The sequence below is a fragment of the Pseudomonas sp. B20 genome, assembly GCF_020515755.1.
Classification (GTDB): Bacteria; Pseudomonadota; Gammaproteobacteria; order Pseudomonadales; family Pseudomonadaceae; genus Aquipseudomonas; species Aquipseudomonas syringae.
Genome location: NZ_JAHPJG010000014.1, coordinates 91,610 through 112,209, shown reverse-complemented (window position 1 = coordinate 112,209; position 20,600 = coordinate 91,610). Strand labels below are relative to the sequence as shown.

The window sequence follows — 20,600 nt, the reverse complement described above, 5'->3', positions numbered from 1 at the left end:
ACTGAGGGCCCATAGCTCAGTTGGTTAGAGCAGAGGACTCATAATCCTTTGGTCCACGGTTCGAGTCCGTGTGGGCCCACCACCTTTGAAAGCCGCGCATTGCGCGGCTTTTTTGTTTTTGGGCGGACCGCTTCAGGGACATTCCAAGCGTGCAATTCAGGAAACAGTGCTGGTTCGCAAGCCGTTTAGGATGCGAATTTGAAACAGGCTGCTGATTTTGACTGACCTGTAAGCGGCATTTGAAATCCTGCGCAAAGGCTTCGTTCGCTGAGTGCTTGGGTAGGTCAATGACTTCCGGCAGCATGGGTCAAAATCGCATCAGCGGCCAAGCTAATGAAGCTTTTCTCGGCGCAGAGCCGCTTGTACCGCTTCATTACGCCACCAGAAACGCGCTAGGATAGTCGCCCACAAGGTAAGGCCCACCGCTGCAGGGTCTGATTAGAAAGATGTCACAAGGAGCTAAAAGATATGAATGGATTCGAAAGTCCCACCAGCGTCGAATCAACACACGCAGTGTTCCGATTGTCCTGGTTGGCCTATGCCAACACAGTGATGACAATCATTTTCTTCATCGTCGTGTCGATAGCCATCGGCCAGTGGACCGCCCACAACGCTCAATCGGACGCAGCCTTTCGGCTGGGTATGACGGCCAGCGCATTTATTCTGGTCGTCTCCGTTTCGGTGTGCATCTACAACATCCTCTTTCTTAAAAGCGTTCGGGTTTACACCGACGACGTGGGTGTTTGGTTGTACAGGGGCATTTTGCCCTGGAGCAAAGGGGTTCGCGGCGTGAAGTGGCGTGATATTGAAGACGCCATGTATTACACGGGTTTCTTCAGCTGGGTCTTCCGAGCGTACACCGTGCGCGTTGGCCATCGCTTTACCAAGACAAGCGAAATCATCGTGCCCCACCTAGCGCAGGGTCACAAGGCGGTCGAGCACATCAACCATCTGCACCAGACGATACTCAAGTCGGAGCAGGCCGCTGAACTCGCATAGTTATTAGCCGTTGGATGGTGATTGCCCCCGTGGGGTACGCGCAGGATTCTGCAGGCGTAATAACATATTGTTATTTTTTCATTATTGTTTTTTGAAACAGGAAGTTTCTATGTCTTTTGATGCATTTATGAAGGTTGACGGTGTTGAGGGTGAATCACTTGACGATGGACACAAAGGTTGGGTCGAATTGCTTTCCTACCACTACAACGCCATGCAGTCCATAAGTCAGACTGCCAGCTCAAGTGGTGGAGCCACTGCTGGAGGGGTTTCGCTTGGCGATTTCCAGATCAGCAAATATTTGGATAGGGCCACCCCGAAGCTATTCGAACTTTGCTGTAGAGGTTCGCACATCAAAAACGTGACCATTCGAATCCATCGTGCAGGAACTGAAAAATTCAAGTACCTGGACATTGTGCTTGAAGAAGTGCTGATTTCATTAGTAAGTGGTCAAGGGGCTGACCAATCTGGTTTCCCCGTAGAAGTAGTAAACCTGAATTACGGTCGCATCAAATTTGAATATTCGCAACAGCGTCGTGCTGATGGCGGCAGTGCCGGTATAGTTTCTGGGGGTTGGGACAGGACTTCCAACAGGCCATATGCGTAAGCAAATGGATTACATGCCAATAGAAAAAAACGGAATGTCGTATTAGGCAAAGGTGCTTCATTTTGAACCTAATATGGATAGCCTGAAAAATCGTGTACCGGTGCTATAGGGAATGGCAAATGAAACCAACAGATGAAAGCTGCACACAGGGAACCTGTGATTACTGGATGGTCAGTGCCGCAGCCGCAAAGTTAGGAGCGCATGCCAATACATTAGGTATCAGGCATATCAAAGATGGCGCGCTGCGCTTGCAATTTACCCGAGAAATTGCCTATTACGCGACAAGCATTACTAATGACGTTTCGCAGGGTAAAAAAAGCCCGGAGCAAGGGCTTCAGGAGCTAAAAAACGAGCAAAGCAGCCTGCTTAGCCAGTCGCTGGTGATTGCACAAAAAAGTGTTGGCCTAGTCGCTGGGGCGTTTCAATTCGTGGCGGGGGCTGGAATTTGCTACGCATCCGTTGGCACACTGTGTGTTTTAGGGGGCGGCCTTCTGATGGCTCATGGCGCTAACAATGTCTATGAGAATGGACGAAACCTATGGGATGGGAGCACAAATGCAGAGGGCCCGGTCAGAGAGGCTTATCAAGGTGCCGCAAAATTTATGGGGGCCGCAGAGGCTGAAGGGAATATAGCCTACGGGGTAGCCGACTTGGGGCTTTCCGCCTTTGGCCTCGCAAGAACTGTATTGAAACCAGATGCGTGGCGCTTATTTAAATACGTGCGCACAGATTATGTACGTGGGTATACTGAAGCCAGTAAAAAGGGCCTTTTCTTAGAAGCAACATCTGATGGATTTACCATAAATTCAATACGCGATGAATTAAAAAAATGACAGATCACTTTAAAATCATGACAGCACTTGGGTACCTGATTTTTTCTATTTGCATATGGCTTTATTTCCACTCAATTAAAAAGCGTTTTTCAGGCAATAGATTTAGCACAACATCATTTTTCGTAATCTTAACTGCTTTGATAGCATGCGGATTGTTTCAGTCAAACATATCCAGATATGGCTACATACCATTTTTTCAAGCATCATCTTCTTTTATTTACAGCAATTACCTAGTGCGCTGGGTTGCGTTTATAAGTACTATTTCTTTGAGTTTCTGTATACCTGGCAAAGAGAAACAAAGACATTGGTTTTCCAGAAAGAACTAGGGTTTATATGGGTTACTTGAAACAAACTCTGTAACCCGTGTTAGCGCTTATGCGATTTTGACCCAAGCTGCTGATTTTGACTGACCTGCATGCAGACTATCTGAAGCCAATCAGCAAGCGCCAATAGGAATGGCATCACTGCCGTAGCGGCGGCGAGCAGATCACTCTGAATCAGTTCTGGGGCACGCCGCGATACCTCTTTCAGAGCGCCGAACCAGCCAATACACAACCAGAATCTACGCAATGACGTGAGAATGAAGAAGCAAACGATGATCGGGAGGATGTGAGCGTACGAAACCATTTCAATTTCCCCCCAGGTTCAGCATGGTGCGAGTTTTGAATCCTCGCTTATCAAGAATCTGGGCATTCAATTCACGCTGCCTCTGCTCCTGTACCCTGTCCTCTGCCTGAGCCACCATTTGGAACATCTGCAACTTGGTCTGCTCGTTTTGAATCATTGCTTGCTCTGCAGCAATGCGCCCCTGTAGCTCGGCGATGCCTTTGGGGTCTTGGGTTTTATCAATTTGCCCCATGAGCTGATCAAGCTGACGCAGCCTACCTTTGGCTTGATCATAGGCATCCAATGCGAATGCCTTGTCCTGTGATGGTTTTACGGCTTGCGCCTGGCAGGCAGTACGTTGTTCATCCTGAGCGAAACTTTGGCATGCATCGAACACATTGTTATCTGCATAGATCGTCTCGGCACGGCCATCCAGGCCTGAATATCCGCCACGTTTCACTGAGTCATACACCGCTTGCCATTCTTGAGGCAGATACTCTCGGAGCTGAGGATCATCGAACACTCTTCCGAGCCCTCGCGAGCCAGTGATCGCTCCGTACTGCTGCTTCAGCTGGTCAATCTGAGAAGCCATCTGTTGGACCTGCTGGCTCCAACGGGTGGAGTTAGAAGCAAACTCAGCGATAGTCATCGGGGATTCGGTTACCTGGCTGGTAACGGTTACAGGAATTTGTGCAAAGCACTGCTGCGCGCACATCAACGATGAAAATGCGGCAGCAATACGAAGCGGCTGTTTGCCCATACGAGCCAAACACTTAAACAGATCCATAGTCACCTCTCCATTAGAAATGGTGAACGCTGGACCGTCTGTCCGGCCTGTCGATCTGTTTAGGAATCGCACCCGGCACGGCGTTGCCGTCCTTGGGGTGACTATGCGCCAGTCTTACCCGGTGTAGGCCCCGTCTTTTAAGGGCCGCGCCCATAATGCAAGCAGCATCAGCGAGGCGGTTTCAGCGTTCGTTTCAGAAACCAAAAAACAGTATTTTGGCGAAATAATTATCTCATTATGGTGCCATGACCTGAAGTACCGACCGTCCAGGAAATTTCGTCATGACGAAGTTTTTCTCCGTCCAAAAGCTAGTGACGCATCAGCTAAAACCAAAGCACTATATATTGGCAAACCAACTATATAACCTTGGCTAAAACGTCGAATAATAATTTCATAGTTCTTCGTCATGACGAAGTTTTCATTGTCACGAAGTACTAGTGCAGGATAGGCTAACCGCCGGTAAAGTGTGCGCACACAGTTTGCAAGCGTTCCCTATGCGCTTCGCGCCTCATCATTTGAGAGGTTGTTATGCAGAAGGCCAGCCGGGCTATTAACGTCCACCTGGGCGCAGAATTAAAAGCTTGCTGGGTGGCCTATTGCGACGGCTTAGGCAAAACCCCTGGGGCTGCCCTTAAAGAAGCTATCAAGCATCAACTCGCTAAAGCTGATGCCAACCCTAAGCCAAAGATCTACCGGCAAACCGAGGAAGCCAAAGAACCAAAGCATCGCTTTGAAATCCTTCTGACCGTTTCCGAGAAGGCGGCGATTAAAGAGCGGGCCAACATCGAGGGTTGCTCAATGCGCCGCTGGATCGTTGATGCGATCCGCATTGGATTGACCCACGAGCCGCAGTTCAGCATGTCCGAAATTGATGCATTGGGAGAATCCAATTACCAGTTGCTCGCACTGGGTCGAAACCTCAATCAGGTTGCTCGGCGATTGAATGAAGGTACCTACGAGCCGATCACCGTCGAGCGGATCGAGGCACTTAGCCGACTGATAAATGAGCATACGAAAGTCGTGAGCGACGCTATCGGGGCGAGCTTGGAACGGTGGAGCATTACTCGCGAAACTTAGACGTGTAAACGTTCACGAATATAACTCACCGCGCAGATTCGGCCACCAGCGTTCACATGGCGAAAAATTTAGCTGATTGGTGACAGGAGCAAAAAATTCGTATGCGTCCGGCAATCACGCCTTGCATAACTAAACCGCTTGCCACTTATGCGTAAGCGTGTGGCGAAGTCACCTTGCATGGTTCAGGTCTGCGTATGTCCCCTCACATCTGATTTTTTGGTTGCTGGCCGGCATCATATGGCGGTAGCGAATGGCAGGCCTCATACTCAACCAGACGCGCTTTAGCCCTCACTACTCGACAGTCACTCCAGAGGTTCAAATGGTTCAACCACGCCCTATCGTCTCGACTGGAAATGTCGGGTTTGACTCTGTCCTGAAAGGTGGGCTACCAAGCAATCGTCTTTATTTGCTTGAGGGTACGCCGGGCTCGGGAAAGACAACGCTAGGGTTACAGTTTCTGCTGGACGGGGTTGCCGCTGGCGAGCAAGTGCTATACATCACCCTTTCTGAAACCAGTGAAGAGCTTGACAGTGTTGCGCACTCGCACGGCTGGTCGCTGGACGGCATTGATTTGTTTGAGTTCTCTTCTACTGAAGAGGTCTTGGGTGAAGACTACGAGCAATCAATCCTGCACCCTTGGGAGGCAGAGCTTGGAGATACCATCAAGCTCATCCAGCAGCGCGTTGATAAGCTCCAACCCAAGCGTTTGGTTTTCGATAGCCTTTCCGAAATGCGCCTTCTGGCCCAAGACCCTCTGCGTTATCGCAGGCAGGTGTTAGCGCTCAAGCAATATTTTGCGGGTCGAGATATCACAGTCCTGTTAGTGGATGACCTGACGGCATCCAACGGCGAGCGAGACAACCACTTGCACAGCCTCTGTCACGGTGTGATCACCCTAGAGCGACTGACGCTGGATTTCGGAGCCGCACGAAGGCGCCTCCAAGTGCAGAAGCTACGGGGTGTAGATTTCATCGCGGGCTTTCATGACTTCACGATTCGTAAGGGTGGTCTTGAGGTTTACCCACGCCTGATCGCCTCCACGCATCATGTAGGATTTAAAGCGGAAGCTGTCGCAAGCGGAGTCAGTGAGTTAGATGATCTACTAGCAGGAGGGCCGTTGAGGGGTACGAGTACGCTCGTCACCGGCCCTGCTGGCTCCGGGAAGACCACAATTTCGCTGGCGTACCTGAGCGCTGCATGCCGACGGGGTGAGAAATGCACCATCTACGAGTTTGACGAGCGGATCGGCACGCTGATCTCTCGTGCAGACGGCATGGGCATGGATCTGAGCCGCTACGTTTCAAGCGGTCAGTTGGTTATTCAACAAATAAACCCAGCAGAGATCTCCCCCGGTGAGTTTGCTTGGCGTGTCCGAGCCGAGGTCGAGCAGCGCGGCAGCTCCATGATTGTCGTTGATAGCCTCAATGGCTACATGGCGGCAATGCCACAGGAACAACAACTTATTTTGCAGATTCATGAGCTGCTTTCCTACCTTAGCCAGCTCGGGGTCGTGACCTTCCTGATCAATCCTCAGCATGGGTTGGTCGGCTCTATGTCCACTAACCTCAATGTTTCCTATGTGGCGGACACCGTTATCTTGATTCGCTTCTTCGAAGCTCAGGGCCGGCTGCGCAAAGCGATATCTGTGCTCAAACATCGAGGTGGCGCACATGAGGATGCGATTCGAGAGCTTCGTATTGATTCGAGAGGGGTACGCGTTGGCGAACCGTTGTCCAATTTCCGAGGGGTTCTGACTGGAACACCCGAGTATTTTGGCGCCGATGTTCCGCTGATGGAAGGTCGAAAGCGTGTTGAGTAAGCCGCTCGCCGATGACAGAAGATTGTTGGTTGTGGCTCCTTTTAAAGGAGACGCGCTGAGTCTGAGCAAGTTATTTGGCGATAAATATCCAGTCCGTATTCATCACGACCTGGTCTCTCTATCGGTAGCACTGGGTGAGGATACTGGGCTGGTAATACTCACAGAGGAGTGTCTGTCTGGTGATGTGGAGAGCCTCGCAGGCGCCCTGAGTAACCAGCCGGGCTGGTCTGAAATACCCATCATATTGCTTGCATCTAGCAACGGACGCTCGGGAAGAGACACGGAGCTAGCAAGGCGCCGACTACCTAAATCGGCAGGTCACGTGATCGTTTTGGAAAGGCCTCTTAGCTCAACATCACTCTTGAGCGCTGTAGGTGCCGCGTGGCGCTCTCGTGAGCGCCAATTTGAAATGCGCGAAAGTTTGAATCAACTTGCAAAAGAGCGCAGCCGGCTGAGCATCCTGCTCGAAAATATTCCCGTTGGAGTTTGTTTCATGGATACGGAGGGGGCTTCAGTCATCAGCAACCCTCTATATCGCCAGTACGTACCTGAAGATCTCATCCCCTCCAAGCAACCAGACGGAGCGGCTCGGTGGGTCGCGCTGGATGACCAGGGAAAAATGCTTGAGCCTCAGATGTTTCCGGGTGCTAGAGCATTGAGAGGCGATCCTGCGACAGGTGTAGATTTTTACCGCAGGCTCGACGGCATGCAGGAATCCTGGATGAGGGTTAGTGCGGTGCCGCTATATGACGAGACCCGCCAGATCATCGGTGCCGCATCGGTCATTGTCGATATCAACGAAGAAAAGCAGGCTGAACTAAGTCTTCGGCGGTTTAATGAAGAGCTAGAAACTCAGGTGAAGTTGCGTACTAAAGAGCTGAGTCAGGCTGTTGATCGGCTGCAATCAGAAAGCGCAGAACGAGCCCGCGCCGAGGATCAACTGCGACAGTCCTTGAAAATGGAGGCGGTGGGTCAGCTCACGGGTGGAATTGCACACGACTTTAATAACATGCTCACCGGCGTGATCAGTGCGCTGGACTTAATAAAAGTACGCATGGCCAAAGGAAGAGTCGACGGTGTTGAGCGATTCATGGATGCGGCGCTGACTTCAGCGCAGCGAGCGGCGTCGTTGACACACCGATTGCTGGCCTTCTCCCGGCGCCAATCCCTGGATGCCAAGGCTGTTTCTGTCAACCATTTGATAGGGTCACTTGAAGACCTACTTCGAAGAACCGTGACAGAGCAGATTTTTCTCAAGCTAGACCTATGTGCCGACGAGCCTTGGGTATTGGTCGACACGAACCAATTAGAGAATGCGATTCTTAATCTGGTCATTAATGCCAGGGACGCCATGCCCAATGGCGGAACGATATCCATCATGACGCAGGTTGAGCCAACCCTTGACCTAAATACCAATGCAATGGTGACGATAAAGGTCAGAGACACTGGCTGTGGTATCGCACCTTCGCTCCTGGAGAAGGTGATGGAGCCATTCTTCACCACAAAGCCCATAGGACAAGGGACGGGCTTGGGATTATCCATGGTGTATGGGTTTGCTAATCAGAGCAAAGGTAGCCTTTCCATCGACAGTGCACTGGGCGTTGGTACAACCGTCTCAATCTGTCTGCCAGAAAACATGAAGTCCGAGTTTGAAAAATCCAGGGATTCCGAAATTGCCGCCATGGGCCAGGGCCAGTGCATCCTCTTGGTCGAAGACGATGATTCTGTGCGATTAATTAACCAGGACGTTCTTGAAGAGCTTGGTTATCGAGTATATGTGGCACGGGACGGTGAGGAGGCATTGAGAGTATTCAATGATCTGGCAGATATAGATCTTCTTCTCACAGACGTAGGTCTGCCTGGCATGAATGGTCGTCAGTTGGCTGAGGTTATGCAGCAACTGAAACCGCGTCTGCCCGTGCTTTTTTTGACAGGTTACGCAGAAGGCGCCTTGGCTAGGGCGGACTTCCTAGGCCCGAGCATGCAGCTTTTGACCAAGCCATACACCTTGGATTTATTGGCTAGTCGAGTAGCGAGCATGCTGGCTGAGGATCAGTTCGTCTCTGATAATTTTGCCGGCTCAGGGTCGATTGCGGGCTCCTATTGACGCTGGGAAACACGGTGTCCATACTTTTTTTAGGATGTGGTAATGCAAAAAAGCCTCGCATTGCTAAGCAGTAAGCGTCGGCCATTACACCTTTTCTGAACACACTCAGTCAGGCTAAATATTGAGATTAGTCGTGTGTACTTTGTAAATTCAGTTTCGCTAGACAGCTAATGTTTGAAACAACCATTCATTACGCTTCAGGCAATCCCGGTTTTTCGGAATTGCCTGGTGATACGAAAATTTGAGCATTTTTGGCACGTTGCTTTTCAGTGCTGGCTTACCCTCAGTACTCTTAAAGCTTTTGTCACACAACAAATCTGTTAACCAACTGATTCAGGTTCACGGCCAGTTTTGACATTTCACCGCATGCACTTGCTGTCTGGCTGGCACCCGCGGCGCTCTGAGTTGCCAACTCGCGAATACTGACGAGATTGCGGTCAACCTCGCGCGCAACATGCGACTGCTCCTCAGAGGCCGTGGCGATCATGAGATTACGCTCGTTGATCTGAACAATGGCGCTGGCTATTTGATCCAGCGAGGTACTGGCCTCCTGGGCGACGCCAAGTGATTCGGTCGCTAGGTCTCTGCTCGTATTCATCGCCTTCACGGCCAGATCAGAATCGTTCTGAATGTCAGCGATCATCTGCTCGATTTCCTGGGTCGATAGGCACCCTGCGCCACCATGAAGCATGGTTGGCAGCGCCAAGGCCGATGCTCCTGCATCTGACCTGGATGGCAATAGGTTGCACACAGAGATGCAGCGGATCGGCCTCAATCAGCAGTAGCCTGTATCTTGAACGATCTGGGATATGAACTGTTTTCTTGTGGTATCGGCCATTGAGCGACTCTCGACGCAGTTGCGACCTCTGGTCTTAGCACAATAAAGAAGTCGATCTGCTTCCTTCAGCACAGCTGTATAGCCCTCCTTCTCGGTTGCATTGATCGCCACCACGCCGGAACTGATTGTTACGTTCCCCACTGGACTGCCGGAGTGCTCTATAAGTGCGTTTTCAATGCGTAACCTGACTTTTTCTGCAACGCTCAAAGCCCCCGCTAAATCTGTTTCAGCTAGCAGGATCACGAACTCTTCACCGCCATACCGTGCCGCTAGATCTCCAGCCCGGTTGATGCAGCTACCGATGATCCCTGCCACCTGGCGCAGGCAGTCGTCCCCCCGCAGATGGCCGTAGCGGTCGTTGTATTGCTTGAACCAGTCGATATCCAACAAAATTATCGCGATGACTGATTTATTTCGAGACGCTCGTCCCCACTCTTTTTGCAACGTAGCGTCAAAGCAACGTCGATTGGCCAGATGCGTCAGACTGTCGGTCTGAGCGATTATCTCAAGTTCGGTTCGGGCGATGCTCAGCTCACTTTCCGCAGTGATCAAGTGCTGGATTTGCCTGTACAACAAGAGACCCAGCAAAGCCAAAGATAAAGTGATCATAGCCACCATAGCCATGGATCGATACGCATAGGCCCACCAGGGGGCGAATACATGCTGGCAGGACACGCCGGCAGCAGCGACGATGGGCAACCCAGAAACCCGCCGATAGGCATAAATCCTTTCCACGCCATCCACTACAGACTTGATCACAGCGGTACCGCTATCGCTGTATGGGAGGTAACTGGTGAAAAGATCCCCTTTGGCGACATTGGTCGTCATGATTGCGGTTAACGTCGGTCGCCGAGCCAGCAGGTCGCCATTGTTCAGCGCAAGGAAAATAACGCCCTTGTCGTCCACATCCATGCGCTTGAAGAATGATTGGAAATAGGCAACGGGCACAGTCGCTAACGCCACACCTGCAAACGTACCGTCGGCAGCATTGATGCGTCGACTGATAGGGATAACCATCTCCCCTGTACTGCGACTCTCGACAATGGAACCGACGTGAATGGACTCATCGGCGTTATCGCGGTGATACGCGAAGTACGCGCGGTCGTTGTTGTTTTTTACCTGTATACCTTGGGAAAAGGAATTGGCGACCCAGTTGCCTTGGGCATCGTAGATGAAAAGCCCTTGAATACCGTCCACATTCACCACATCCTGGGCCATCAATTTCGCCAGTCGAGCTTGCTGAGCCCCCTCTACACCATCGTGCTCCACGCGCTCCACGAGATGACGCAACGTATTATCAGCCTGTCGTAACGTATCCTGAGCTTGCTGCTCGGCGGCAAGAACGATGTTTGATACCGAAATTTTGGCGGTCGCGACACGCTCGCGCTTGGACTGGTTCATTTGCCACGCTGTAGCCAACATCAGCGATAGACAAACCAGAGCAATGAAGCCAATCAGTGCTCTGGTAAGCATGGTAGGCGCGAGCCTGGTGGAGGTAGAGTAAAAATGCTTCATAGAGGTCGTCATCAAATTGGCTTTTGAACGCTCTATGCAGCTTTCGTACCTTTTTTGTGAGACTGGCTAAACAGCAAGTTGTCTGCCTGTGCCCCTAGTTATTGTTTTTCCTCGTTCAACGCCAAGGCGCTGTCTGATCTGCTCAAAAGGAGATTCGCTTGCCTCGCACAAACGGCTTTTGACCAGAGCTGGATTGATCTGAGCAAGGCTGATCGAGGCTTTTATCAGGCGCAGATCCACTTCGATGATTGCCGCGCATTCTATGACGCCCGTCAATTCCAAAGCCCTTGCGTGAACGACCTCTGGATACGGTTGGGCGTACCTTTGAGGTAGCTTCCGCCCAACACACTTTGCGTGATTAAACGGGCACCCACCTGTGCGGTAACAGCTCGGTAATCTCACTCGCCCGCTGCGTCGGCAGGCGTGTAAGAACATCCTTCAAGTAAGCGTACGGATCATGTCCGTTGAGCCGCTCGACGGTGAACACGCCCGGTGTGTAGTCGAGCTTTTCGCTGGCATCTTCACCGACGCGTTTGAGGGCGCAGCCGCATTGGCAGTGGCTGTTGGGGCAGTGCTTCAAGAGGGAGCTTGCTGCGACAGATTGCGGCCTCCTGGTGTAACCGGAAGCCGGGGCTCAGCCGCTACCAATGCCAAGCGCCCATTCGAGGCCAAGCATTCGCCTCTTCAGAATTGAACATGGTAACCGCGTTACATTAAGTCGAAGCTCATACGCTGCAAAATCAGTACAACCACGGTACAGTACCCAGCTTGACCAACCTTCTCAAAACTACGCTCAACACCAGTAACTACGGGGCCTCCAGCTATGCCAAGCTACGTTCTGCTACGCACGGTTTCTCTAGGCATAGCACGTCGCCCAGCAACTCATAATCCTTTGGTCCACGGTTCGAGTCCGTGTGGGCCCACCATACTCAAAGCCGCGCATTGCGCGGCTTTTGTGTTTCTGGTGAGGTCCTCTCAGATACAGCCCTGTAGTGGTCTAGTAATTCCAGACACTCATTCAGGCGAGAATATCGCCAAATAGAAGTGTCTGATTACCACTACAGCTGCCTACATGACAGGGGCAGGTCAGCTTTTGCGCTCTCCCCTATCGCGGCCTTTCCCGGTGCGATTCAGGTTCAAGCCCGCTTGGGCAACTTCCAGTTTGGCCGGATGAAGTGGCAGGTATAACCGTTCGGTATCCGCTCCAGATAATCCTGATGCTCCGGCTCCGCCTCCCAGAACTCACTCGCGGGCTCGATTTGCGTGACCACACGCCCCGGCCACAGCTTGGAGGCGTCCACGTCAGCCGCGGTATCTTCGGCAATATCCCTTTGCTGTTCGCTCAGGTAGTAAATCGCCGAACGATAGCTTGGCCCAAGATCATTGCCCTGCCGGTTAGGCGTGCTCGGGTCATGGATCTGGAAAAAGAACTCAAGAATCTGCCGGTAGCTGATCACCGCCGGGTCAAACACGATCTCAATCGCTTCGGCATTATTGCCGTGGTTGCGGTAGGTGGCGTTCGGTACGTCACCACCGGTGTAGCCGACTCGCGTATGCAGCACGCCGGGGTAGCGTCGCAACAAATCTTGCATGCCCCAGAAGCAGCCGCCGGCAAGGATGGCGGTTTCGGTTGGGTTGGTCATGGTTTGTCCTTGCGGTTTATGGAGACAGGGATAGTTATGGGGTGATGCCGGGCAATACCAAGCCGGATGAAGTAAAAAACAGGATCGTGTTGCGGAACGAGTAAACGTTTTACAGAAGCCTTGGCGCCTTGCTCCGTTGCCTACCGTTGCGTCAGAATCCGCTGGCTTGAACGCTTGAGTCAGCGTTTCCAAGGTGGCTCGGTCGCTGACAACTCAGTGATCGGGTGTAGTTGACCCACTACAATCCTGCCAACCAAACAACTATAAGCCCACCCCCCCACACAGCATCCACCCCACTGATCGACCCTCTCAATCACCCGATCAAAACATCCGATTAGCCATACTCCGAAACATTCCGTAACGTTGTTTCCCGGTGCGACAGATGCGCGCACCGCTTGAGCTTTTAATCCCCCAGCTCAGCCCACGACCACGCACGAGCCCACCATGTCTTTGAACACCCCGCAACAAATCGCTGAAATTGCCGTCGAAAGCGGCGTCAAGAAGGCCCATCTGGGCCTGTCGTCGTTGATGATCTTGGGCTTTTTGGCGGGGGCGTTCATTGCCCTCGGGTTTCTTCTCGATATTCATGTCAGCACCATGATCCCTCACGAGTGGGCGTCGCTGGGCAATCTGCTTGGCGCTGTGGTGTTTCCGGTCGGGCTGATTCTGGTGGTGCTGGCCGGTGGCGAGTTGCTGACCGGCAACATGATGAGCCTGCCCATGGCGCTGTTCGCCGGGCGTATCGGTCTGGGTCAGTTGGTGCGCAACTGGGTGCTGGTGACGCTGGCCAACCTGATCGGCGCGCTGTTCGTCGCCTATTGTTTCGGCCATGTGGTGGGCCTGACTGAAGGCGCCTTCATGGCCAAGACCGTGGCCATCGCCAATGCCAAGGTGGGGGCCAGCTTCGAACAGGCCTTCATATCGGGTATTGGCTGCAATTGGCTGGTGTGCCTGGCGGTGTGGCTCAGCTACGCGAGCAAGGACGTGATCGGTAAAGTGGTCGGCATGTGGTTTCCGGTGATGGCATTCGTCGCGATCGGCTTTCAGCACATCGTCGCCAACATGTTCGTCATTCCTGCAGCGATCTTCGCTGGCGCCTTGAGCTGGGCGCAGTTCGGCGACAACTTCGTCCCGGTATTTTTGGGTAACGCGGTGGGCGGCGCGGTGTTCGTCGGCCTTGCCTATCACTTGGCTTTCTTCAATGCGGCGACCAAGCCTGTTGAAATGTCCAGGACCAGCGGTGCGCAAACACCGGAATAATCTGACGCCATATAAGCTCTGCGGTGAAAAGAGATGACGACCGCAGAGCGAAAAGCTCTGCGGGGGTGAGTGTCAATGCGGCTCAACAGGCCGCAAATCCCAATAGCGGAGAACACTGCTTGAGCTCAGAGGACGAGATCAATCAAGGTGCCGTACGCCGCTCAGCCTGATTCATGTATTCCATCAAAACCTGACTCAACGCCACCACACCCACCATCCCCTCCCCCAATTCAACCTCGACCCCCACACCCTGCAACCCGCCCACTGCCGTCCATTCCTCAAGCGCCAAGCCATGCAACTTCAAAAACGCTTCGCGCCTGCACCATGCCTTGGCGAACGCAATCGTGCGAACGGACTCGGGCATGCCTGACAGCACACTGACAACCTCAGCCCCCAGATAATCCTGCGCGACCGCATGCCAGTCCGGCACCGCCTGAACCTGCATCAAGTCCACACCCACTGCGCCGTGGAGATTGATGGCAGCCAGCGAGCATCCGGCTTCGTGGCTGATGGAAAATCCGGGCTCCGGCAGCCCGTCGATAAGCAATCGCGGCGCGATACCAGGGGCGCTGATGAACGTGATCGCGTCCGATGGCAATTCGAGCCACTGTTCCACGGCGGTACGCACGCAAGTCCGAATGCGGTTTCTGGCTTCATCCCTTGCACAGCCCGGTCTGGTGACGCAGCTGACCAGCAATACATTCTGCCGAGGGAAAGGCTTTGGAGGAGCAAGCCGGCCATCTTCATCGAATGCCCAGCTCGCCCCGCGCTTCATGCCCTGTCTGGTGACGCGGGGCAACCGGCCCAACGGCTGCCGGCAGGGATGTGTTCGCCCTTCATCACCAGGGTCAGTGCGCCAAGGTGCGCATCGTTGCCGACGACGGCGCTATAGAGCACGGCGCTGCGTGGGCCCATGTACACGCGTTCGCCGATGCTGACGTGGTCGATTTTCATGACTCGGTCTTCGAACAGGTGGGTCTGCGGGCAGGCGCCGGCGTTCAGTTCGCTGTCTGCGCCGATGCTGACGCAGTCGAATTCGGTGATGTCGGTCGTGTCCATGTAAACCCCGCGCCCAATCTTGCAGCCGAGCACATTGAACGCCAGCGGCAACCACGGCGTGCCGCGCAAGTAGCGCATGAAGTTCGGTGCGGCCATGCCTTCATACAGACTGGTGATGCCCTCCGAAAGCCATACGAAGGGCGTCCACATCGGGTCAGCGCGTTTGCGATAGCGGCCCATCACCAGCCATTTCAGGGCCGCGATCAGCAGAAAGTTACCCACGCTGTACGCCACGCCGATCACTGCAAGGTAGGCCAGCACCGCGCCCCAGCGCTCGTCGTCGGCGAGTGGCATCAGGTCAAGCATGACTGTGTAGCCAACGGCGATCACTACCGCGTGCGGGGTGACGATGCGCACGCCTTCGACAAGGCCTCGGGCCAGGCGTCGCAGTGGTGAAGGTTTGAAGGTCAGTGATTCAGGAGCGCCACTGACCTGCTCGCGGGCCGGCAGGTGGATCGGTGGGGAGCCCAGCCAGGTATCGCCGTCGACTATTTTGCTGCTGTGCGGTGCGCAGGAATGGACGCCGATCAGGACGTTTTCCGGCAGCACCGTGCCGTCCGCGATGTATCCGCCGTTGCCGACAAAGCTGCGATCCGACACGACCGTGGGCTGCATGGTCATCCAGCCGCCGTCGATGCGCTCATCACCAAGCATCACCGCATCGGCGATAAAGGTTTCATCGCCCAGGGTCAGCATGTCCGGGATGACACCCTGCGCACTGGAGATCTCGGCATCGCGCCCTACTTTCGCGCCCAACAGCCGATACCAGAAGGGCGAATACACCGTGGCGTAGATGCCGGACAGCACGTTGAGGCTCGCTTCCTGAATCTGGCTGATCAGCCATTTAGCGCAGTAGGTATTGCTGTGCACCTCATACCGGCCCGGTTTGAGACGTGGGAAGACCAGCCAGCGCAATGCCGCAGATGCCAGAACAGTCGCGACAATCAGCACCGCACTGGCCGGGAACGCGAGCAGGAAATAGCGCGCCAGTTGTCCCAGTGGCCCGCTGCCCTCGAACCATGGCAAGACGTGCTGCGTGTCGAACCAGTCGATCAGGAAAAAGGTCGGGAAGACCGGGATGAAGAACAGCGTCGCGACCAGCAGAACGCCGAACACGAAGAACAGTTTTTCTGCCCGCAAACGCGCAGGGCTGGTCACAGGCCGCGCCGGTTGACCGAGCGTATCGAACGCGCCGACATCACGCGCTGGCGAGCCCTGCCAGATGCGCCCAGCCGGAACCTCCCGGCCGTCGGCCATGGCCGATTGGGCTTCCAGATGTCCCCACGGGCCTACAGCCGTATTGCCTTCCATGATCACGTAAGAGCCGACACAGGCATTGTCCTGCAAGGCGATACGCCCCAAATGCAACTGGCCCCGTTCAACGCGCGCATTTTCGAAGCTGACACCGTTGCCGACGCTGACCCCGTCGCCGATTTCCAGCAGGTCGTGAGCCCGTACTGTAGCGCCGCCAATAATCACGTCCTGCCCGATCTTCGCGCCCAGTGCGCGCAGCCACAGGGGATAAAGTGAAGAGCCACTCAGCAGATAAGTCGGCGCCGACTCGACCATGCGGTCTGCGGCCCACCAGCGAAAGTAAGTAACGCCCCACAGCGGATAGACCCCAGGCTTCAGGCGGCCGACGATCAGCCACTTGGCTGCCAGCGCGATGAAAAACTGCAGAACGGTGGCAATCAGAAACACCGAGATCGACGCCAGCGTCGCCAACGCGACAGAGTCGTCGGGCGAGCCGGTGAGCAAGTGGTAGGTAAAGAACGGTGCGAGCCATTGGGTCATGCGCAGGCTGACCATGACCGGCAATGCCAGCGCCTGGGCCACGCCGCATCGCCAGCGACGCCAAGCTGACGGAGGCGTCCAGTCCACCGGCGCGTCCACCTCTTGTGGCGCCTGGTCCAGCACTTCGGCAATCGCCCCGATACGCCGATGCTGGTAAATGTCGCGCACCGTGACTTGAGCGAAACGCGGATTGGCCCGCAGTGCCGAGGCCAGACGCGCAGCAAAGAACGAATGCCCACCCAGATCGGTAAAAAAGTCCGCATCGCGGCGGATCGGCATGCCGGGGAACAGCGTGCTCAGCGCGGCAAACAGTGCAATCTCACCTTCGGTTTGCGCCACATCGGACTCTGCGCTGGCGGCCTTGGCATCGACCGTCAGCGGCCGGGCCTTGAGCGTTTTGCGATCGATTTTGCCGGACGTGAGGCGCGGCATACTGTCGAGCAGTTCGAAGTGCCCCGGGACCATGTACGGCGGCAACTGCGCCTGCAGGGTTTTGCGCAACTGACTCGTGAATGCGGAAGGCGTCGAGGTGTCGCTCACCAGATAGGCAATCAGCTGATCAACGCCCGCCTCGTTGCGCAACAGGACGGCCACAGTGCCCACGCCAGGCTGTTGCGCCAACAGCGATTCAATCTCGCCCAGCTCGACGCGAAAACCCCGAATTTTTACCTGATCGTCGGCCCGCCCGAGGCACTGCACCTGCCCGTCATCGTCGATCCGGGCAAGGTCGCCGGTTCGATACAAGCGCGCATCGTGATAGCCGGTGGACCATGGGTTCGGCAGGAATTTTTCCTGGGTCAGGTCCGGCCGGCCAAGATACCCCTCGGCCAGGCCGGGGCCGATGATGCACAGCTCGCCGACTTCGCCACGCGGCAGCAGGCTGGGCGCCAGGGTGCTCCCGACCGCGGGGTCATTGGCGATGACCAACAGCCCGTAATTGGGTAACGGTGTGCCAATCGACACCGGGCGACCACGCGACAGACGCGCCAGGCTGGCCGATACAGTGGCTTCGGTAGGGCCGTAGGTGTTGAACATCTGCCGGTTCGGCGTTGCCCAGCGATCGACCAGCGATTCAGGGCACATCTCGCCGCCCAGGTTGATCAGGCGCAGGCCGGGAACGTCTTCGCTGAACAGCGCCAGCAAAGTGGGCACCGCATGCAACACGCTGATGCGCTGCTCATTCAGCAAACGCGGCAGGGTTTCGGGGTCACCGCTGGTTTCCTTCGGGCCTATCCACAGCGTCGCGCCCACCAGATAGGCGATCCAGATTTCTTCGAAGGACATGTCGAAGGCCACGGAAAAGCCCTGGTAAACCCGATCGCTGGCCCGAATGCCGAGTATCGCGTTCTCGCTGCGCAGAAAATGGCAGATGCTGCGCTGGGAAATCAGAATGCCCTTGGGCTTGCCCGTAGAGCCGGAGGTATAGATCACATAGGCAGGATGGTCGGGAAGCACACCACTGCGGCGCACCAACGCTGCGTCGGTCGGCGTCAGCAGGTGTTCGGCAGTCCACACCTTCAAGCCGGTATCGGCCAACACCGGCATCAACGCATCACAGGAAACCAGCCCGACTGCGCTGGCGTCGTCCAGGCAAATCTGCAGGCGCTCCACCGGCGTGTCCTGATCCAGAGGCAGCCAGGCAGCGCCCGCCTTGGCAATACCGGCCTGCATGACCAGCAGCTCGATGCCGCGTGGCAACCATAGACCGACGATATCCCCCGGACGAACACCCGCGTCGATCAGCGCAGAAGCCACCTGATCGGCCTGCCGGTCCAGCTCGCCATAACTGATCTGACGCTCGCCGAAGATCAATGCCACATGCTGCGGATTGCGCCGGGCACTGGCTTCGAGCAGATCGGCCAGAACTTCCTCACGTAGCAGCTCAGGTTGAATAGGACCGTAAATCACGTCCAGCGATTGTTCGTTCTGGCCTAGCGTCGACAGGTTCAGGTTATTCATGGCAGCAGGTATTAGCTCGTCTGAAGGAGGTGCCTGAGATTTTCTGGTTATGAGCCGGTCCGTCAGCGATTGGCGCGAATTCTGTGGTGGTTGCGTGTCCGGAATATGTCCGTTTTGATACATTTTGGCTGGAGCGCTGCAGCTCTCACCGGGGCAAGAGAACAGGCTGGCAAGGCGAATATGGCAAAGGCTGGCTGTACGAATCTTGAACAACAAAACGAAGGTGGCGGATTGCCCACAAGGTGGTCATGTGTCGGACTTGCAGCTCAATGAGCAAAAGCAGAGGTCGTTGAACAGCGCCCTGGTCCGGGGCTATAGCTATACGCCGGTCCGGTTGATCCAGAAGGAATGCGGTGTGAGAGTCACCCTCCACATTGCTGCGCGAGTTACAGCAGACGCCTCACACTTCGGGTTCAATGACTCACAGACCGTGATGAGCTCTCACGTAATCCGTGCCGCCTCGATGAGCACATCTGGACGGTGAGCCGAATAATCACCACAATCGGCTCACTCCATGAGCCGATTAACTTTTTATTCGGCTCACTGCATAGGCGGATACGATGTCCGAACATCTCTGGATCTGGCAACAGCCGAACTGGCCACGCTTCCATTGGCGCGAAGAACGCCTTGCACCGTTGATACGAGCGTGCGCCAAGGCTCAAGGTCGCTTGCTGGGTATGAGCGGTGCTGTGGGTGGCGATGCGCAAATGTGCGAGGGCTTGAATGCCCTGCTGCAGAATATCGTCACTTCGTCCGCCATCGAAGGCGAGCGACTGAATGCAGATTCTGTCAGGTCGTCGCTGGCACGCCGCCTGGGGATCGCCGATGACGGCAAGCATAGCCCTCGCAGCGAGGGGTTGGCCGAGCTGATGCTGGACGCCACACGTGGTCATGATCAGCCACTTGACTTGCAACGTCTGTGTACCTGGCATCGCTGGCTGTTCCCGGAAGAGGACAGCTTTGTGTCTGCTCGCATCCTGGTCGGTCAGTTGCGTAGCGACGAACCTATGCAGGTGGTCTCAGGGAGACTTGATCGACCCATCGTGCATTTTGAAGCGCCACCGCGGGCTGGACTTGAGCAACAGCTGGAAGATTTCCTCGACTGGTTTGCCAGCAGTCAAAGTGATCCGACGCTCGATCCATTCGTGCGGGCAGGTATCGCGCATTTCTGGTTTGTAACCCTGCATCCGTTTGACGACGGCAATGGTCGCCTGACGCGGGCCATTACAGACCTGGCACTGACTCAGGGCGATCAGCAAGCCATACGACTGTTTGCCATGTCCGCCAGCATCCTTGCTGACCGCACCGGCTATTACCACGTTCTGGAGACCAGTCAGAAAAGCACGACCGATATCACCGAGTGGCTGGAATGGTTCCTGCGCACATTGTTGAAAAGCATTGAAAACGCCTTGGTTCATATAGAACGAGTACTGGGCAAAACGCGATTTTGGCAATTACATCGCGACAACGACCTGAGCGCCGAACAGGTCAAGGTGCTGAATCGGCTGCTGGATGGCGGCGAGCGTGGCTTTGAAAACGGTCTGAGCGCAGCGCAGTATCAGGCAGTGGCTAAGGTCTCGAAGGCCACCGCTACCCGCCACTTAAGTGATCTGCTTGCCAAAAACTGCCTGGTTCGCCTACCCGGTGGAGGCCGCAGCACTCGCTACCAGATCAATCTGCCCTTGCCGTAGAACCCTACA

13 protein-coding genes, 1 tRNA gene and 2 pseudogenes are annotated in these 20,600 nt (G+C 54.9%); 9 read left to right on the top strand and 7 right to left on the bottom strand.

Annotation, left to right across the window (positions count from 1 at the left end; all coding sequences use genetic code 11):
• Window positions 1-5 precede the first annotated feature (5 nt).
• The 4 genes from LIX91_RS15205 (at window position 6) to LIX91_RS15190 (ending at window position 2,436) form a co-directional block, all read left to right on the top strand.
• Window positions 6-82, top strand: a tRNA-Ile gene (locus LIX91_RS15205).
• Between the two features lie 386 nt (window positions 83-468).
• Window positions 469-999, top strand: coding sequence for a hypothetical protein (locus LIX91_RS15200; protein ID WP_226488716.1), 531 nt, complete (start codon window positions 469-471; stop codon window positions 997-999).
• A gap of 109 nt (window positions 1,000-1,108) precedes the next feature.
• Window positions 1,109-1,603, top strand: coding sequence for an Hcp family type VI secretion system effector (locus LIX91_RS15195; RefSeq protein WP_054081694.1), 495 nt, complete (start codon window positions 1,109-1,111; stop codon window positions 1,601-1,603).
• 119 nt (window positions 1,604-1,722) lie between these two features.
• Entirely contained in the window at window positions 1,723-2,436 is a 714-nt protein-coding gene (locus LIX91_RS15190; RefSeq protein WP_226488715.1) for a DUF4225 domain-containing protein, read from the top strand.
• Window positions 2,437-3,064: 628 nt separating this feature from the next.
• Here LIX91_RS15190 and virB5 read toward each other — a convergent pair.
• Window positions 3,065-3,829, bottom strand: coding sequence for a P-type DNA transfer protein VirB5 (virB5, locus tag LIX91_RS15185; RefSeq protein WP_226488714.1), 765 nt, complete (start codon window positions 3,827-3,829; stop codon window positions 3,065-3,067).
• A gap of 528 nt (window positions 3,830-4,357) precedes the next feature.
• Between virB5 and LIX91_RS15180 the strand changes: the two genes are divergently transcribed.
• The 3 genes from LIX91_RS15180 to LIX91_RS15170 all read left to right on the top strand — a co-directional run bounded on the left by LIX91_RS15180 (window position 4,358) and on the right by LIX91_RS15170 (window position 8,832).
• Window positions 4,358-4,906, top strand: a complete 549-nt coding sequence (locus LIX91_RS15180; protein ID WP_226488713.1) for a plasmid mobilization relaxosome protein MobC — start codon at window positions 4,358-4,360, stop codon at window positions 4,904-4,906.
• A gap of 319 nt (window positions 4,907-5,225) precedes the next feature.
• The gene (locus tag LIX91_RS15175) at window positions 5,226-6,725 is read left to right on the top strand and encodes an ATPase domain-containing protein (protein WP_099209044.1); all 1,500 of its coding nucleotides are present in this window, start codon (window positions 5,226-5,228) and stop codon (window positions 6,723-6,725) included.
• Window positions 6,715-8,832 carry an ATP-binding protein gene (locus LIX91_RS15170; RefSeq protein ID WP_226488712.1) on the top strand — a complete coding sequence of 706 codons (2,118 nt, stop codon included), beginning with the start codon at window positions 6,715-6,717 and terminating at the stop codon, window positions 8,830-8,832. The genes LIX91_RS15175 and LIX91_RS15170 overlap by 11 nt, the downstream gene beginning before the upstream one ends.
• 304 nt (window positions 8,833-9,136) lie before the next feature.
• Here LIX91_RS15170 and LIX91_RS15165 read toward each other — a convergent pair.
• The 4 genes and pseudogenes from LIX91_RS15165 to msrA all read right to left on the bottom strand — a co-directional run.
• A pseudogene (locus tag LIX91_RS15165) lies at window positions 9,137-9,499 on the bottom strand (methyl-accepting chemotaxis protein); the annotation flags it as partial.
• A gap of 108 nt (window positions 9,500-9,607) precedes the next feature.
• The gene (locus LIX91_RS15160; protein WP_060400440.1) at window positions 9,608-11,185 is read right to left on the bottom strand and encodes a sensor domain-containing diguanylate cyclase; all 1,578 of its coding nucleotides are present in this window, start codon (window positions 11,183-11,185) and stop codon (window positions 9,608-9,610) included.
• Between the two features lie 358 nt (window positions 11,186-11,543).
• Window positions 11,544-11,759: pseudogene (locus LIX91_RS25855) on the bottom strand (transposase domain-containing protein); the annotation flags it as partial.
• Between the two features lie 562 nt (window positions 11,760-12,321).
• Complete coding sequence (gene msrA / locus LIX91_RS15150) at window positions 12,322-12,828, bottom strand: peptide-methionine (S)-S-oxide reductase MsrA (RefSeq protein ID WP_226488711.1); 507 nt, start codon at window positions 12,826-12,828, stop codon at window positions 12,322-12,324.
• Window positions 12,829-13,272: 444 nt separating this feature from the next.
• On the opposite strand from msrA, the gene LIX91_RS15145 reads away from it, so the two are divergent.
• Window positions 13,273-14,088: a formate/nitrite transporter family protein gene (locus LIX91_RS15145; protein WP_003341215.1), complete on the top strand. Its 816-nt coding sequence runs from the start codon at window positions 13,273-13,275 to the stop codon at window positions 14,086-14,088.
• A 142-nt stretch (window positions 14,089-14,230) separates the two neighbouring features.
• On the opposite strand, the gene LIX91_RS15140 is transcribed toward LIX91_RS15145, so the two are convergent.
• Both LIX91_RS15140 and LIX91_RS15135 read right to left on the bottom strand, forming a co-directional pair.
• Window positions 14,231-14,863, bottom strand: coding sequence for a 4'-phosphopantetheinyl transferase family protein (locus LIX91_RS15140; protein WP_226488710.1), 633 nt, complete (start codon window positions 14,861-14,863; stop codon window positions 14,231-14,233).
• A complete protein-coding gene (locus tag LIX91_RS15135) occupies window positions 14,860-18,900 on the bottom strand; it encodes a Pls/PosA family non-ribosomal peptide synthetase (RefSeq protein WP_226488709.1) in 4,041 nt (1,346 codons plus the stop codon). The genes LIX91_RS15140 and LIX91_RS15135 overlap by 4 nt, the downstream gene beginning before the upstream one ends.
• A 560-nt stretch (window positions 18,901-19,460) precedes the next feature.
• Between LIX91_RS15135 and LIX91_RS15130 the strand changes: the two genes are divergently transcribed.
• Window positions 19,461-20,591: a Fic family protein gene (locus LIX91_RS15130; RefSeq protein ID WP_226488708.1), complete on the top strand. Its 1,131-nt coding sequence runs from the start codon at window positions 19,461-19,463 to the stop codon at window positions 20,589-20,591.
• The last annotated feature ends 9 nt before the right edge of the window (window positions 20,592-20,600 follow it).